Annotated in this window: 17 protein-coding genes and 1 pseudogene; 1 reads left to right on the top strand and 17 read right to left on the bottom strand. The window is 36.5% G+C overall.

From position 1 onward, the window contains the following. Nucleotides 1-4 precede the first annotated feature (4 nt). From mngB to HCB38_RS00870, 11 genes and pseudogenes are all read right to left on the bottom strand, one after another. Nucleotides 5-2,632: a mannosylglycerate hydrolase gene (gene mngB, locus HCB38_RS00920; protein ID WP_185637259.1), complete on the bottom strand. Its 2,628-nt coding sequence runs from the start codon at nt 2,630-2,632 to the stop codon at nt 5-7. A 21-nt stretch (nt 2,633-2,653) separates the two neighbouring features. Then, complete coding sequence (locus tag HCB38_RS00915) at nt 2,654-3,766, bottom strand: PTS fructose transporter subunit IIC (RefSeq protein ID WP_003723113.1); 1,113 nt, start codon at nt 3,764-3,766, stop codon at nt 2,654-2,656. A gap of 3 nt (nt 3,767-3,769) precedes the next feature. After that, entirely contained in the window at nt 3,770-4,102 is a 333-nt protein-coding gene (locus tag HCB38_RS00910) for a PTS fructose transporter subunit IIB (protein ID WP_185619852.1), read from the bottom strand. Then, nucleotides 4,099-4,557, bottom strand: a complete 459-nt coding sequence (locus HCB38_RS00905) for a PTS sugar transporter subunit IIA (protein WP_185317932.1) — start codon at nt 4,555-4,557, stop codon at nt 4,099-4,101. Before HCB38_RS00905 ends, HCB38_RS00910 begins: the two co-directional genes overlap by 4 nt. Before the next feature lie 168 nt (nt 4,558-4,725). Then, on the bottom strand, nt 4,726-5,208 hold the full coding sequence (locus tag HCB38_RS00900; RefSeq protein WP_185637256.1) for an SRPBCC family protein: 483 nt from the start codon (nt 5,206-5,208) through the stop codon (nt 4,726-4,728). Nucleotides 5,209-5,281: 73 nt separating this feature from the next. Next, nucleotides 5,282-5,422 (bottom strand): annotated as a pseudogene (locus HCB38_RS00895) (BH0509 family protein); the annotation flags it as partial. A gap of 17 nt (nt 5,423-5,439) precedes the next feature. Continuing rightward, nucleotides 5,440-6,606, bottom strand: a complete 1,167-nt coding sequence (locus HCB38_RS00890; RefSeq protein WP_185637254.1) for an ABC transporter permease — start codon at nt 6,604-6,606, stop codon at nt 5,440-5,442. Continuing rightward, a complete protein-coding gene (locus HCB38_RS00885) occupies nt 6,603-7,277 on the bottom strand; it encodes an ABC transporter ATP-binding protein (protein WP_185317928.1) in 675 nt (224 codons plus the stop codon). Before HCB38_RS00885 ends, HCB38_RS00890 begins: the two co-directional genes overlap by 4 nt. 17 nt (nt 7,278-7,294) lie before the next feature. Next, nucleotides 7,295-7,894: an efflux RND transporter periplasmic adaptor subunit gene (locus HCB38_RS00880; RefSeq protein WP_185318986.1), complete on the bottom strand. Its 600-nt coding sequence runs from the start codon at nt 7,892-7,894 to the stop codon at nt 7,295-7,297. Nucleotides 7,895-7,937: 43 nt separating this feature from the next. After that, entirely contained in the window at nt 7,938-8,588 is a 651-nt protein-coding gene (locus HCB38_RS00875; RefSeq protein ID WP_185637252.1) for a GntR family transcriptional regulator, read from the bottom strand. A gap of 122 nt (nt 8,589-8,710) precedes the next feature. Further along, nucleotides 8,711-9,937 (bottom strand): LPXTG cell wall anchor domain-containing protein, encoded by a 1,227-nt coding sequence (locus tag HCB38_RS00870; protein ID WP_185637250.1) that lies wholly within the window; start codon nt 9,935-9,937, stop codon nt 8,711-8,713. Nucleotides 9,938-10,898: 961 nt separating this feature from the next. Here HCB38_RS00870 and proC point away from each other — a divergent pair. Then, the gene (proC, locus tag HCB38_RS00865) at nt 10,899-11,699 is read left to right on the top strand and encodes a pyrroline-5-carboxylate reductase (protein WP_185637248.1); all 801 of its coding nucleotides are present in this window, start codon (nt 10,899-10,901) and stop codon (nt 11,697-11,699) included. Nucleotides 11,700-11,702: 3 nt separating this feature from the next. On the opposite strand, the gene HCB38_RS00860 is transcribed toward proC, so the two are convergent. From HCB38_RS00860 to HCB38_RS00835, 6 genes are all read right to left on the bottom strand, one after another. Next, nucleotides 11,703-12,128 carry a GNAT family N-acetyltransferase gene (locus HCB38_RS00860; protein WP_185317924.1) on the bottom strand — a complete coding sequence of 142 codons (426 nt, stop codon included), beginning with the start codon at nt 12,126-12,128 and terminating at the stop codon, nt 11,703-11,705. A 61-nt stretch (nt 12,129-12,189) separates the two neighbouring features. Continuing rightward, the gene (locus tag HCB38_RS00855; RefSeq protein ID WP_185317923.1) at nt 12,190-12,876 is read right to left on the bottom strand and encodes an NlpC/P60 family protein; all 687 of its coding nucleotides are present in this window, start codon (nt 12,874-12,876) and stop codon (nt 12,190-12,192) included. Between the two features lie 145 nt (nt 12,877-13,021). Continuing rightward, a complete protein-coding gene (locus HCB38_RS00850; protein ID WP_185317922.1) occupies nt 13,022-13,474 on the bottom strand; it encodes a hypothetical protein in 453 nt (150 codons plus the stop codon). 34 nt (nt 13,475-13,508) lie between these two features. Further along, complete coding sequence (gene floA / locus HCB38_RS00845; protein WP_003723104.1) at nt 13,509-14,453, bottom strand: flotillin-like protein FloA; 945 nt, start codon at nt 14,451-14,453, stop codon at nt 13,509-13,511. Beyond that, a complete protein-coding gene (locus HCB38_RS00840; RefSeq protein ID WP_185619856.1) occupies nt 14,450-14,749 on the bottom strand; it encodes an NfeD family protein in 300 nt (99 codons plus the stop codon). Before HCB38_RS00840 ends, floA begins: the two co-directional genes overlap by 4 nt. A 161-nt stretch (nt 14,750-14,910) precedes the next feature. Continuing rightward, nucleotides 14,911-15,576 carry a uracil-DNA glycosylase gene (locus HCB38_RS00835; protein WP_185637246.1) on the bottom strand — a complete coding sequence of 222 codons (666 nt, stop codon included), beginning with the start codon at nt 15,574-15,576 and terminating at the stop codon, nt 14,911-14,913. Nucleotides 15,577-15,608 lie beyond the last annotated feature (32 nt).

Below are 15,608 nucleotides of genomic sequence, written 5' to 3'. Positions count from 1 at the left end.
AACTTTAATTTTTAAACAAATACGTTTGTACTTTGGCATGTTTTAATGTCGTTTCTTTCTCGTTTGACTTGCTTTCGTCCAAATGACATTCCTTGCCTTGGAAAATTTCTGGGATGGTAATTTCTTTTTGTAAATATGGATTGAAAAAACGCGTAATGAAAGCATCGCTGTCTTCGGCTTTTTTCACTGCACTAATAATCGCTCCGTCTATTGTCGGAAGTGCTAGACTATATGTGGCATCTAGCATTTTTTCTTCGTCCCGGTAAACATAAATCAAGCGGCCGTTTAGGAAATCAGACATTTGGTAAACTGGCGGGTTCGACAAATATTCTTTTGCTTTTTTCGCAATATTCGCTTCATCAAAAGAACTCTCAAATAAAGTTAGCGCGAATATTGCGTTTATTTTACCAAGTAGCTGCGCGTCTGGTGTTGCTACAATCGATTCACCGGAAGCACGACCTGGACGATATAGTAAATCGGTTTTACCCATATGGCTAAATGTGCGGAACAAGGTTAAGGAAATCGTATCGTAATTTTCACCAATGATTTCGTATTCGCGCACGCCTTCTGTCATTACAGCAACCCCGTGTGTTGCATCGTGTAAGCTCACAAAACTTTGCATCGCTTCAATCGAAATTGGTGCTTCTTGCCACTCTTCCTCTTCCCATATGTCCATTTCTGGAAGACGAACCGGACGATTGATTGGGGCGAATAATTGGTCAGCTGTTGAGAATTTGCTAGCAATTTCAGTTGCGAAAGTGACACATAACCTGTGACTCAGTACTTGATTAGCAACTTGGACATCAAAGCGAATGAGTTCTTCTTTTTTACGTAAAGAAATTACTGTTTTGATAGTCATTTCGTTACTTTTTTCACTATTTGCACGTTCTTCTAAATTATACGGTACATTTAACTTGAAAGAAATAGTTAATGCTTGGTTGACGTTTGATATGCTAGACTCTATGCTTTCCACTACCGCTTCTTTCGATGAAATTACAAGGTCTTTACGTGGTGGAGAATAGTTATACGAATCACCATCGTCGCCATTTTCCACAAAAATCATTTGATCTGTATAGGTTCTACCCGCTTTTTTATCATAAATCGTTAGTGAATTGTTGGCTGCTAGCTGGATTTCATAAAATTCGTTTTCAATTTTGCTCGTGGCGGATTGTGTTGGTTCTTGCTCTGGTGTTTCTTTTTCTAAATTAAAGTAGATGGTATCGTATCCTAGTGCTGGCAGGTTATTTACATTTACTAGCATCGTTGCTAAAAAGACTTTTTCTGGTAAATAAACGGATTTACTAGGATTTAGGTCGATATGTTGATTTAAGACGTATTCAGTTAAGTCCTTTTTCTCTTGAATTGTGTATTCAAGCTCGTTTCCTCGCGCGTCTTCTATGATGAAATTGCCTTCTGGGATATACGCGGTCATTTTAATCACGCCGCTTTTTTCGTATGGCAGTGGGTTGAAAACGGTAAATTGGAATGGTTGTTTTTGTTCGATTTTTTCACTGATGAGGCGCATGTTTAAATCGAGTAAATTGGTTGCTAAATCCGAAGCCAATTTATAGCGATGTTTGACGTCACGGTTAGTCGTGTCACTGTTACAGCCGCCAATGCTATCGTGTGCAGCATTTTCAAACATCAGTTTCCAAATTTCCGCGAGCTCATTGTGCGGATAACGATTTCCAAGTGCGTAGCTTATCGACAGAACTGGCTCTAGTATATTGCTTAGAAAGTTTTCGATTTCATTATTTGCTTGTTTTAAATCCGCCCGAGTGGAGAAAATCGATTTGTGCAGACGGCTATGTTTACCTTCTGTTAATTCCCCAGCAATGACTGGTAAATCAGTTACATCTTTTTCCAAATCAGCAAAAAAAGTTTCTGGTGAAGCGATTTGGTATTCACGCGAATGATCTAATTCATTAAATTTCGCAACCAAATCCGGCAAATTTTTTCTGACTGGTGCTTGGTCTAAGCCGTTTGGGAAGTATACGTTTGGCGTGGATGCTTTTTCTTCCAAAGCGCCAATTTGCTCATCCAAATAAGTCTTAAGTTCCGCTTCATTTTCTGGAATATTTGCTCCGTAGTAATAGCCGAATGGAATTTGTTCCGCAAGCATTTCCGTCCCGTCATCGCCCTGCCAAATAAATTCAGTTTGTTTCAAGCGATTATCAGCAACACCACGCCAAAACAGAAACTTCGATATACCAAATTCTTTATAAATTTGCGGCATGTTACCACCTTGTCCGAACGCATCTGGGACATAACCAACAGCCATGCTATGTCCCATTTCGCGAGCCATTCTCGTTCCATATAGCAAGTTTCTAACAATCGATTCTTGTGAAATGACTAATTGGTCCGTTTGAGTATACCAAGGGCCTGTAATAAGCCGTTTTTCAGCAATAAGTTTTTCTAATCTAGTTTTATCTTCAGGGCAGTAGCGCAAATAATCTTCTATTAATGAACTTTGGGCATCCATCAAATAAAAATGATAATTATCTTTTGCTTCTAATGTTTCAATTACTTCTTTTAAATGCTTCACTAAATAGATTGTTGAACGGCTTGAAGTGAAATACCATTCTCTATCCCAATGTGAATGCGGAATTACATGTACTTTCGTTTTAGCCATTTTAATTAAATCCTCCAACTATTATTTAATCTCTATTTCATCAAAACTAATATCGATATCGTCCACAGCATCATCTGCAGCAGCTGTTTCTTCTTCGGTGAAATTCACGAATAAGTTAGCGCAGATTCCGATGATGAATGCACCAACCAAGCCACCAACTAAGTAAGCCCAGCCGTTACCAATGGTGAAGAAACCGTACATTCCACCAATCGGCGGCATTTTCACATAAGCGCCAAGCCCCATTGTTACTGCACTACCAATCGCACAGGCAATAACATTTAGTGGAATTAATTTACCAGGGCTACGTAGTGTAAATGGAATCGCACCTTCTGTAACGCCAATCAGTCCCATAATTAGTGCACCATTTCCGGCTTCTTTGAATGTAGTAGAATAATTCTTTTTACGTAAAAGTGTAGCAATTCCGTAGCCAAGTGGCGGAATACAAATTGCGACATTAATCATGATCGAAGGTAGATAAATTCCACTCATAAATAGCGCATTCCCAGCCATCCAAGCAGCTTTGTTTACCGGTCCACCAAGGTCAAATCCAATCATTGCTCCTAAAATAAGTGCGAGAATAATGACGTTTGTATCGTTTTTACACATTTCAGTTACCCAATCAAGTAACGTTTGGTTTAACCAACCAAGTGGCCCACCGAGAATCAGCGACATCAGTATCCCCGTGGCACCAACCGTAATAAGTGGCAAAATAATTAGTGGTAAAGAACTAGCAGCAGGTCCAGTGATTCGAACATGTTTTTTCACCCAGTTTGTTAACCAACCAGCGAAGAAACCAGCGACAACGGCACCTAAGAAACCAGCATTTGTACTAGTAGCAAGGACCCCACCGACAAAACCAGCAGCAAGAGCCGGTTTTCCAGCGATAGAATAAGCAATATATCCAGCAAGTACTAAGTTAAGTAAGCCAATTGCCGCCCAACCAACATTTTGGAATAAGTAAACGTAATGATAAAATCCGCTTGCATCTGCGTAGGCATCTAAATTTGTAACCCCGCCGATAATCCCAATTAATTTTGCAACAGCTACAACAAGTGACCCTGCGATTATGACCGGTAGTGCGTAGGATATACCAGACATTAAGTGATCTTTTGCTTCGTTTAATTTCCCTTTCATGACCTAATTAGCCTCCTTTTGTTTACGTGCTTCAATTGCTGCAACAACTTTACTTAACACCGCTTCCCCGTTCGCGACACATTGACCAATTTTCACACGAACGACTGGTTTTCCTTTGAAACGGTCTTCCCCGTCAATCACTTTATCCGCCGCAATGATAACTACATCTGCTGCACTTACTTCGGCTGGCGTAATTTCATCAATAGTGCCCATCGCTCCTTGTTGTTCAATTTTGACATCGTGTCCTAATTTAACTCCAGCTTTTTCTAGTGCTTTGGCTGCCATTGGTGTATGCGCAAGCCCTGCAATACATGACGTAACCCCTATAACTTTCATATTAATTCTCCTTCCAAATTATCTTTCAAGTAATCCATCAGCTCATGTTCCGTTTGAATCGTTAAAATTTGTTCTTGAAATGCTTCTTCTAGTAAATTCACAGCCACACTTGATAAAATTTTCAAATGTTGCTGGCTGGCCTCACTTGCTGGAACTAATATCGCAAAAATAGCTTGAGCTTTAAAGCCTTCTTTGGAATCCCAATCAATCGGTTCTACTAGACGAATGAAAAGCAGTTTTGCTTCCGATATTGCCTCTGTTTTCGCATGTGGAATGGCGATTAATTGTTGTACTGCTGTTGCATATTCTTTTTCGCGAGCCCATAAGTCACGCTCCACTTGTGCCGAATTTGTCGTAATTCCAATTTCGGCTGCTTTGTCTGCAATAAAAGCTAGCACTTCTTCTTTAGTGCTTAGATGCTGATTTAAAAATAATTGTTCTTCTGATACTATCATTTTGTCACCCCGTATTTTTTCATGCCTTGCTTACACTTACATTTTAATGAAACCGATTACTTTTTTGAACATAAGGAATTTCCAGTTAAAGTGGAAAAAATTTAATTGAAACAGCAAAAAGCCATAAAGAGAGCAATTACAGCTCTCTTTATGGCTTTTTTAAAGGATTTATTTTTCGATATTTAATTCTTTTTGATACTTGGCAAAGAGCGTTTCGAACTCTGCTTTGTTAAAATCATATATTTTTCCTTCTGCGCTCGCTTGTAATTTCTTCAAGCAAATATGCCAACCGGAAATATCTCTTGGGCTATGTTCTGTGATAACAGTCAGGCGTTCGGTAAAGAAGAGCTTTGTTTTGTTTCTAGCGATTTCATTTAGTTCAAAAGTTACTTCATCTTGATCCCACTGAAAAGCTAGTTTTCGATTAGGTTCAAACTCCCGAATTGGCATCGTGATTTTTTCCTCAGGAGTCATGATGAAAAGAAGGTGTCCATTTGCTCCAAGCTCACCTATTTTAAGCTCGTTAAACCATTTTTGTAGTCCTTCGTTTGTCGTTAACAAAGAGAACACATCAGTTACTTGTGCATTTATTTCTATTTCGAATTCAACTAATGTCATGCCATCATATTGTTTCCTGATTGATTCTTGCATTTAAATTCCTCCCGCTAATTTGCTTTTATTTTCGCACAGTTTCGTTATTCTCGCAAAAAGTAGGATTTCTTTTTTGTTTTACTATAACTCTTTCATAAAATTCTTCCAAGTCAGCATAACTAAGTTCTCTAAGTCTTTGTCGTTCTACATTGGTTATTAGACTAACGATTTCCACTAAAACCCATGTATCGTCTACTTGTTGTCCTTTCTCCATAAAAACTCCTCCTGTAGTTAATCTGCTCGTAACGCATCTATTGGCATTTTTTTCGATGCTTTATACGCTGGGACTACGCCGAAAACAATTCCAATAAACATCGAAAATCCGACCGCTAATAGGATTGTTGTAACAGAAACATGCATGTCAAAACTAGATACTGCTGTGACTATCTGCGCGGAAAAAATTCCTAGAAAAATACCAATACCACCACCTAACAAACTAAGTACAATCGCTTCAATCAAAAATTGCCGCAAAATTTCACCACTATCTGCTCCAATTGCTTTTCTAATCCCAATTTCTCGAGTTCTTTCCGAAACTGATACAAGCATAATATTCATGATACCGATGCCGCCAACAAGTAAAGAAATCCCTGCGACGGCGCCCAAACCAATGGTAAGTGTTCTAGTAATGCTATCAAACGTATCTAAAGCCTGTTGTTGATTAACAACTGTATATGCGTCTTTATTATGTGGGAAAAGTTGGTTTAGATTTTGCTTTATCCGTCTTACTACATTTGGTACTTGTTCTGTATTTTTAGTTTGAATATAATATATATCTACAGAATCCGTTTTAAAAAGTCGTTCCGCAGAGGTGATTGGAATAAAAAGTTGCTGGTCAGCTGATCCGAATAAGCTTTCCCCTTTTTCTTTTAATACTCCAATGACTAAATATCTAGCACCTGCAATTTGCATATGTTCTCCCACCGGGTTTTGCTTTTTAAAGTAAGTTTTAGCCACTTTTGAGCCTATAACTGTTACTTTTTGAGCATAGCGAACATCTACATTAGAACAAAATCGTCCTGAAATAAGTTCCAAGTTTTTTATCCTTGCATAGTCTCCATTTATCCCAGTTACTTGATAGCTGGCAGTCTTTGTATTTGTTCTTACTTCTTTCGTCTGCATTACTTCCGGCGAACCAATCTCATCTTCGTTCAAAAGACTATTTGCTTCTTCATACGTAAATTTATCGTTTTTATTATCTGAATAAAAGCTAACAGATACCAGATTGCTCCCCAAATCCCCTAATTGTGTAGATACATTTTGCGAAATTGCCTCACCAATCGAAATAAGTAATATAACAGAAAAAACACCAATAATAATTCCAAGCATTGTTAAAAATGTTCGAAACTTGGCGGATAATAATTGTTTTAGTGCTAATTTAATGCTTTGAAAAATATTCATATTTTATTCCATTCGTGGATTTTTCCGTCTTTTATTTCTATAATGCGCTCTGCTTGTTGAGCGATTTCTTTGTCGTGCGTAATCATAATCAAAGTATTTCCTTCTCGGTGAATTTCTTTCAGCAATGTCATTATTTCTGCACTAGTTTTAGAATCCAGCGCGCCTGTTGGTTCGTCTGCTAACAGTATTTCTGGACTACCAGCTATGGCTCGAGCTATCGCAATACGTTGTTGCTGGCCTCCTGAAAGCTGAGCAGGTAAATGTATTTTTTTGTCTACTAATCCAACTCGTTCTAAACTTTTTAATACTATTTTTTTCCGAACAACTTTACCTACACCTCGATATACAAGGGGTAATTCCACGTTCTCAAAAGCAGTGAGTCGAGGCATTAAATTAAATTGCTGAAAAATAAAACCAATTCTTCTATTTCTAATTTTAGAAATTTTCTTGTCTGATATTCGCATTAAATTCATTTTATTGAAATAGTATTCACCCACTGTTGCCTTATCAAGTATTCCAAGGATATTCATTAGCGTAGATTTTCCAGAACCAGATGGACCTACTATGGCTAAAAAATCGCCTTGATTGATTTGAAGTGATATATTATCTAAAGCTTTAATAGTGGTTTCTCCCATTTGATAGGATTTGGAAATATTAAATAATTGAATCATATAGCTCTCACCTCCGTTTACGGAATAATCACAGTTTGTCCTTCTGTAAGTCCTTTTATTATTTGGATAGATTTTGTATTATGTTTTCCTGTTTCAATTAATATTTTCTTTTTTCGTTTATTTTCATCAACCATATAAACATAACTTTTATCTTGTTTATTCGTCTGAACTGCTTCGATTGGGATTGTTAGAACCATTTTTTCTAATGCTACGAGAACATCAGCACTTATGGACATATTTTCTTTTAAATCAGCTTCATTTTCCAAATCAATGGTAACTTTATAATATGTTACCGAGCCATTTATGATACCTTTTTCATCTATATCAGAAACATTTCCTTTATATATTTTATTTGCTACTGCTTCAACGTTAATATTTGCTGTTTGTTTTTCTTTTATTTGATTAATTTCTAGCTCGTCTACCATGATTTGTACTGCGAAATCTTCATAGTCTGGCCATTCATTTACTTTTTTCACTATATGACCTTCTGCAGAAACATACACACTTAAGTCTGTTTTTTTCACTTCTACAGTTTTGTAATTAATTGCTTGTGGCGTTTTTTTCTCATCTTCTTTTATAAAATAATAGCCTATTGATGCAACAACGATAATTAGCATGATAATCATCCAGCTTATTTTTTTCAATAGTTAAAACCTCTCTTTAAAAAGCAATCAAAATCATTGCGTTCATAATGTGTTGAAAACATTTTTTTAATTGTTCATAATTCCATGATTTTAAAATTTCAATCATGTGCGCTAATTCTTCCGCAATTCGATCACTTGCAGAAACAATAATGAGTCTTACTTCTTTTGTTGCATTATCATTCACTTCATCCCATAAATCTTGAATTATTCTATTAAAATAATCATTATTTAGTTTGCCAATAAATGTACTAATGAAATCTTCAAAAGCACCACGCATTAATTCATACTCTCTATTTTTTTCATATTGAATTACTTTTTCTGCTATTTCTATGATGTCATCCACTACAATATAGTCTTCCCGTAAAGCTAATTTTTCCGTGCTTTCATACATTAAAAGTTCGACCAATTTCATTCGTGAAAAAAACTCTGTAATCGTAACTTCTGTGTTTTGAACAAATGCTCCACGATTATACTGATGAACTAAAAAACCAGAATGGCAAAGATTGATAATTGCTCTTCTAATCGGTGTTCTGCTCATGTTTAGTTCTTGGGATAACTTTGCTTCTACTACGCGATACCCCGTTGGATACTCTCCTGTCGTAATTTTGCTTTTAATGTATTCAAAAGCAACATTCTCCAATCGATCACCTTTAGCAATTTTTGGCATAAATGACTCCCCTCTCTGTGTAAAGCTCTTTAAAAACAGCTCTAGAATGCCATTTTATCATCTAGTTAATGAAAAGAGTACTTGATTTAAAAATCTAAAATACTCTTTTCATGAATGATATTTTATCTATTTGCTTTTTTACGATAAGAACTAATGCCAATTGCAGTTAAGCCTAAACCGGTTAAAACTACCCAAACCATAGAACTATCGCCGGTTTTTGGGATTTTGTTTGCATTTAATTTAGTTGTTGTCGGATTTGCTGAAGTTCTTTCAAATCCTGTAGGAGTGTTTGTATTTGTTACTTCTGAATCAGGTGGATCAGTTGGATCAGTCGGATTAACAATTAATTTTCCATCTTGAGTAACAGTGACTTTGATAGTAAGAGAAGCTGATAGATTGCCTGAATCTGTAACTGTATATGTTACTTGATAGACACCTTTTTCTTTATTGTTTACAGTGTCTTTTGTTACTTTGATTTTTGCTGTTAGGTCTCCGTCTTCTTTATCTGTCGCAGTAACTCCTTTTAGCGCATTAAACAGGTCACCAACTTTAATTGTTTGGTCTTTTGCGCTAATAACGGGGGCTACATTTATTTTTTCTACTGGAGTAACGGTGACTTTAATATTTTTTGTAGTCGTTAGTTTGCTGGAATTTGTCACACTATATGCTACGTCATACTCGCCACTTTTCGTTGTATCTACAGTATTTTTTATCACTTGGATATCTTTTGTAAGATCACCATCTTTTTTGTCTGTCGCAGTGACGTCTTTTAGTGTATCAAATGTTTCGTTTTGCTTGATGGTTTTATCTTCTGCTATAATAACTGGCGCCTCTGGTTGTACTACGGCAGTTTCATTTGTCACTAATACGTTTTTCCAAATTATCGTCGCATCAGGAGTTGTTGGAATAACAGAGCCAGCTCCTAAATAAGCCCCAATATCTGCTTTTGTATTTTCTTTTGCTGTAAATTCAAATGTATGTGTAAATACTTTATTACCATCATTTGCTGTATCGACAACATTCTTTTGTGTAGTAGTTACATAATTACTATTAAGTTCTACACCAGATGAGCTTGGTGTAAATAGCCCTGCTTTTGCTGATTGGCCTGTAACAGTGTTAGTCATTTGCATATCAATATTGGCTTCATAGGCTACTGTATACTTATAACTTTTTCCTTTTTCAAGTAATACATTTTCATAGCCAACAAAGTAAAAACCGTTCCGCACATCTTTGTATGTCAAATTACTCTCGGAAGTATTGGCTGCATTTACAACGATATTAGGAATAAAGTTAAAGACAACCATTGATAGAAACGCAATTGTTGTGATTAACGCGATTATTTTTTTCATGGATTTAAAATCCTCCTCATTTACATCTTTAATTACAAAATAGGGTTAAGTCAGCCTTAACCCTATATTTTCAACTTATTCAAATGAGCAATTAACCAAAGATTCCTTTGATTAAGTTGTTTAGTAATCCTGTGATTTCCGGGAAATTAAGTGCTCCTGAAAAATTAGTTAATAATTGTAAAAAGAAATTCATTCTTTTGCGGCCTCCTCTGCTATTTTATTTTGTGAAAATCAACCAAAGATTCCTTTGATTAAGTTATTTAATAACCCTGTGATTTCTGGGAAATTAAATGCTCCTGAAAAATTAGTCAATAATTGTAAAAAGAAATTCACTTGTAGTTACCTCCCTTATGCTTTATTTTCATGAAATCAACCAAAAATAGCTTTAATTAAGTTGTTTAGTACTTCTGTTACGTCTGGTAAATTTAAAGCACCAGAAAAATTACCTAATAATTGTAAAAAGAAATTCATTGTTTTCACCTCGCATTATTATGTAGTTGGAACTGTTATCCAAAGTTAATTATAGCTGATAAAACCGCCATTTTTAGCGCTTTCAATCTTTAAAAACATTGTGTCAGATACGGTATCCAAAGGCGATTTTTAATGTTGTGGAAAAAAAATTACTGGAAGACAATTTTCACAATAATGTTTATTTTTAGTTGTCAAGAGAGTCGCTTTTGACACATTTTCGCTACATTTAATTAACCATACTGCTCAAATTTTAGTGAGGTTGCAATTTTCATAAACGGTTTTACAAATATCGTTTAAAATCGGATTATTTTTACAAAAAAAACAATCCAAAATATAAAACTATCTTAGAATATCTCCTAAGATAGTTTTAAACCTAATTTAATTTAGTAGTGATTATATTTTTTGCATTTATTCCGCCTTCCCAATTCTGGACAAAGCTACAAAACATGAGATAATAGAAAAAAAGATTTTGTTAGGGGCGAAAAATAGTATGAAAAAAATTGGCTTTATAGGTGCTGGTAATATGGGGACAGCAATGATTCGTGGTTTAGCAAAGGCTAATTTAGTGAAAAGAGGAGACATTCTTGTTTGCGGTAGGCATATAGAAAAATTAAAACCACTTGAAACAGAATTTAATGGGATTCAACTGACAACAGATACAGCTCATCTCATAGACCAAGCGGATATAATCATTTTATCGGTTAAGCCGTATACTATTCCTGAGATTTTAACAGCGGTAAAAGACAAAATCATACCCGAAAAAATCATTATTTCTGTGGCAGCAGGAGTTACACTTAAAGACTTAGAAGCATTAACTTCCAAAGAAACTAAAATTGTGCGGGTTATGCCGAACACGCCAGCTCTTGTCGGTGAGGCAATGTCTTCCATTTCGCCTAATAGTAATGTAACTGCAGAAGAAACAGCAGATATCTCTTCTATTTTTTCTAGTTTTGGAAAAGCAGAAGTAGTTCCTGAGAACTTAATGGATGCAGTAGTAGGAGTCAGTGGTTCGTCCCCAGCGTATGTGTATATGTTTATCGAGGCGCTTGCTGATGGAGCTGTTTTAAATGGTATGCCGCGGGATAAAGCTTATAAATTTGCAGCTCAAGCCGTTCTTGGTGCCGCAAAAATGGTATTAGAAACTGGCGAACACCCTGGGAAATTAAAAGATATGGTCACCTCTCCTGGTGGAACAACGATTGAAGCAGTCAAGTCGCTTGAAGATAATGGTTTCCGCTCATCTGTTATTAGTGCTGTTCAAGCCGCAGCTAGCAAGAACCGTTCGATGTAAATTTCAAAGATATTTGACGAAAAAGTATTTTTCCTCACCTTTTAATGGAAAATCTTTAATTCGACCAAGCTCTATGAAACCACATTTTTTATAAAATTCTGGAGCTTGGTAACTGAATGTTGTTAGAGAGATATGGTGGCAATGATTGTCTCTACCATATCTTTCTATTTGTTCTATTAATGCTGTTCCTACCCCTGTTCCTTGCATTTTTTGATCTACTGAAAGCAGAGACACATGGAGTTCACCGTAACTCGTTTTAGCTGTCACGCCACCGACTATTTCTCCTGCTTGATTTACGGCTGCAAATCCAATAAAAACAGGTTCACTTTTAGGTATCGAGTAGCCCATTCTCTCTTTATGATTCATCAGACCTTCGATTACTTTAGGTTCCAACTCTTCTAATGTCATTTCTTTTATACTAAAATCCACTTATGATTCCTCCTTATTAACTACACAAAAAAGCATCACCTGAAAGTGACGCTTTGTAAAATTATTTTAAGTTTGCTACACGGCCGTAACCAGCAATATATTTTTTCCAGTAGCCAGATTTGATAGTGTCATATTTTACGCCGTTATTTTGTGCATTCAGCATTTTTCCATTTCCTACATAAATCCCAACATGGGCAATTCCTTTACCGTAATTAAAGAAAATTAAGTCACCGTTTTTTAGTTCACTAGCTTTAATTTTTTTGGCGGAGGCATATTGTTGTTTCGCTGTCCGAGGAATAGCTTTTTTTATTCCTTTTGAATATACATATTGCGTATATCCAGAACAATCAAAGCAACTTGGACCAGTTGCGCCCATTTTATAGCGTTTGCCAAGGTGTTTTCTTGCTTCGTTATTTAACGAAGTAAAACTTTGTGTCGAAGTGGCAACAGGCGCTTTATATGTAGTTACACACTTTCCTGAAACATAACCAGTTTTACCCTTATAGGATGTTTTATACCAATTATTTTTTGTTTTGGCTGTAAAAGTAATCGTTGTACCTTTTTTGTAAAAACCGATGACTTTGCCACTTGTACTATCTGTTGTGCGAACATTTACATCAGCTGTTGTAGTCATTTTGTAGGTAGTTGCTGCTAATGCGCTATTTGTTGGTAAAAATAGTACTGAAAAAGAAATTATTAAAGCTATCAACGCAAAAAAAATCTTTCTTCTCGCTGCTATTATTTTCAATCCACGCACCCCTTTTTTATATACACACAGCATAGCAGGTCAATGTTACAGTTGTAATACAGCTATTTTAAAACTTAACTTTATTATGTAACAGTTTGGACACAGGAAAAAAATAAGCCCAAGAAACTAGTTCTTGGGCTTATTTCTATAAATGGTTTTTTCGTAAAGAGACTGGCTTATCAAGGATTTCTTTTGTAATTATTGCTTCCTGTAGCCTACCCCGTAATTTTCGAGCTTTTTTAGGGCGGTGCGTGGAAGTTTTCATTATCTTTTTCCCTTTGGCCACGTCGGATTCCCGGCGGATTTCTCTTAACATTTTCTCTTGTGCAGCTTTTTGTTCCGCGATAACTTTGTCTTGTTCTTTATTTTGTGTAAAAGTTCCTTGTGATACTTTTCGTTTTTCTGGTTTTTTAGTGGTTTGGTTTTGATGTTGCGGCTTGTAGTTCGCACGCGACATTTGGTTTAGCTTGGATGGTTCTTTTTTTTCGCTATCAGCGCTCTTGCCAGATTTACTAAGAAGATTTACAATAACGCCAATTACCCCAAGGATAACTAAGACACCTTCCCAACCACTATTTAGAAAATCACTAAAGTCCAATGAAAACACCTTCTTTCTTGCAAAAGATCAAGGTTTATTTTTCGTCTTCGTGTGCAATCGACTCACGCATTGCTGTATCCGATTGAACATTTTCCATTTTGTAGTAATCCATTACGCCTAGGTTTCCTTCTTCTAAAGCGCGAGAAAGAGCGCGTGGCACTTCTGCTTCTGCCGCTACTACTGCTGCTCTGTTTTCTTGTTCTAGGGCAATCGCTTCTGCTTTACGTTTCGATGCAGCTGCTTGAGCAACTTCCATGTCTGCATTCGCTTTTTCGATGTCTAGTTTCGCTTTAATGTTGTCACCGATACGCATTTCAGCGATATCAATGGATAGAATAGTATAAGCTGTTCCGTCTCCAAGTCCTTGCTCTTGGACTTTTTTCGAAATGCTGTTTGGATTTTCGAGTACATCTGTATGTTCTCTCGTTTCACCGACTGTAGATACTACGGCTTCACCAACACGCGCGATAACTGTATCTTCACCAGCACCACCGACGATACGTTCAATATTGGATTGTACGGTAATTTGTGTGATAACTTTTACTTCTACCCCGTTTTGCGCCACACCAGTAAATTCAGGTGTACGGATAACTTTTGGTGTTACGGAAGTTTGTACTGCTTCAAGTACGTCACGTCCAGCAAGGTCAATTGCTGCTGCACGGCTGAAATCTAATTCAATATTTGCTCGGTGTGCGGCGATTAACGCATCAACTGTGTTATCCACGTCCCCACCTGCTAAATAGTGACTTTCAAGTTGGTTTACTTCTAAATCAAGTCCTGCTTTTACTGCTTTAATTAACGGTTTTACAACGCGAGAAGGTACAACCCGGCGTAATCTCATCCCGATTAATGTTCCGAGTCCTACTGGTACACGCGCGGATAATGCGCTAATCCATAACCCCACTGGTACTAAAGTAAAAAAGACGATTAAAAAGATGATAATCAATACTGCGATAATAATTGGTCCAATCATTGTCATTTTTCTCCCTCCTGTATATCTTCATTGACTAGTACATATCCGAAATCGATACCTACTGCAATTATTGGTTTTCCAACTTCCAAATAACCTGTTTTCAAACGAGCTTCATAGACTTCACCGTCTATTCTGACACTTCCAATTGGTTTAAGCGTCGTTTGTGCTACACCTTTTTTGCCCACTACTTTGTCTCGTAGCGCTTTCATTCGATCTATTTCTTTGTCCTCTAAAACCCCCCGATGAACGAGTCCCCATGATTCTCCATAAACAAAGTCATCTTCTGTAAAATTATGCTTCAAACCGTCACCTTCTTTAGGAACTTTTTTAAATTTATACTTTCTCCTTTAATAACCATAACATGAAAGAAACCTTATGTAAAAAGCTTTTAGTAATTATTCTGTAAATTTTTTCACTTTTATAGAAAAGTTTATAATAGGAAAAAAACTTCCAAGAATTACTATTATTTACTATTTAAATCCCAATCAATTGGAGCTCTGCCATTTTCTTTTAAAAATTCATTAGTTTTTGAAAATGGTTTACTTCCAAAAAAGCCACGGCTTGCGGCAAGAGGAGACGGATGCACCCCTTTAATCAGTAAATGTTTTGGGTTTGTAATACCACTTGCAGCTTTTATAGCGTGATTTCCCCATAAAATAAAGACAAGCGGCTTATCATAATTATTTAACTCTTCTAAAACATGGTCGGTAAATGTCGCCCAACCTAATTTTTTGTGGCTTCCGGCTTTCCCTTCCTCCACACTCCAGCTTGTGTTCATTAGTAAAACTCCCTGTTCCGCCCATTTAGCAAGATAACCGTGACTAGCTGGATCAATATCCAAGTCGCTTTTTAGTTCCTTGTAAATATTTCGAAGGCTTGGTGGGATTCGAACGCCTTTTTGCACAGAAAAACTTAAGCCGTGTGCCTGCCCCGGGCCATGATAAGGATCTTGGCCAAGAATGACAACTTTTACTTTATCATAGGGACATAAGCGGAAACATGAAAACATGTCTTCCTCAGCGGGATAAACATTCCCGTTTTCTCTCGCTTTCTTAACCGCTTTCATTAATTCTATAAAATAAGATTGTTTAGCTTCTTGCTCCAAAAATTCATCCCATGTTTTCACCATTTAGCTCTCTCCCGTCATTGTAATTATACAAA

This window comes from Listeria farberi, from assembly GCF_014229295.1.
GTDB lineage: Bacteria > Bacillota > Bacilli > Lactobacillales > Listeriaceae > Listeria > Listeria farberi.
The sequence above is the reverse complement of the archived record's forward strand: the minus strand, read 5'-3'. Positions and strand labels throughout refer to the sequence as shown.

Bases quoted from the DNA above. Each gene is read 5' to 3' on its own strand.
- HCB38_RS00915 (WP_003723113.1), bottom strand. From the start codon at position 3,766: ATGAAAGGGAAATTAAACGAAGCAAAAGATCACTTAATGTCTGGTATA.
- HCB38_RS00885 (WP_185317928.1), bottom strand. From the start codon at position 7,277: ATGATTCAATTATTTAATATTTCCAAATCCTATCAAATGGGAGAAACC.
- HCB38_RS00890 (WP_185637254.1), bottom strand. From the start codon at position 6,606: ATGAATATTTTTCAAAGCATTAAATTAGCACTAAAACAATTATTATCC.
- mngB (WP_185637259.1), bottom strand. From the start codon at position 2,632: ATGGCTAAAACGAAAGTACATGTAATTCCGCATTCACATTGGGATAGA.
- HCB38_RS00880 (WP_185318986.1), bottom strand. From the start codon at position 7,894: ATGCTAATTATCGTTGTTGCATCAATAGGCTATTATTTTATAAAAGAA.
- HCB38_RS00910 (WP_185619852.1), bottom strand. From the start codon at position 4,102: ATGAAAGTTATAGGGGTTACGTCATGTATTGCAGGGCTTGCGCATACA.
- HCB38_RS00900 (WP_185637256.1), bottom strand. From the start codon at position 5,208: ATGCAAGAATCAATCAGGAAACAATATGATGGCATGACATTAGTTGAA.
- floA (WP_003723104.1), bottom strand. From the start codon at position 14,453: ATGACAATGATTGGACCAATTATTATCGCAGTATTGATTATCATCTTT.
- proC (WP_185637248.1), top strand. From the start codon at position 10,899: ATGAAAAAAATTGGCTTTATAGGTGCTGGTAATATGGGGACAGCAATG.
- HCB38_RS00875 (WP_185637252.1), bottom strand. From the start codon at position 8,588: ATGCCAAAAATTGCTAAAGGTGATCGATTGGAGAATGTTGCTTTTGAA.
- HCB38_RS00905 (WP_185317932.1), bottom strand. From the start codon at position 4,557: ATGATAGTATCAGAAGAACAATTATTTTTAAATCAGCATCTAAGCACT.
- HCB38_RS00835 (WP_185637246.1), bottom strand. From the start codon at position 15,576: ATGGTGAAAACATGGGATGAATTTTTGGAGCAAGAAGCTAAACAATCT.
- HCB38_RS00870 (WP_185637250.1), bottom strand. From the start codon at position 9,937: ATGAAAAAAATAATCGCGTTAATCACAACAATTGCGTTTCTATCAATG.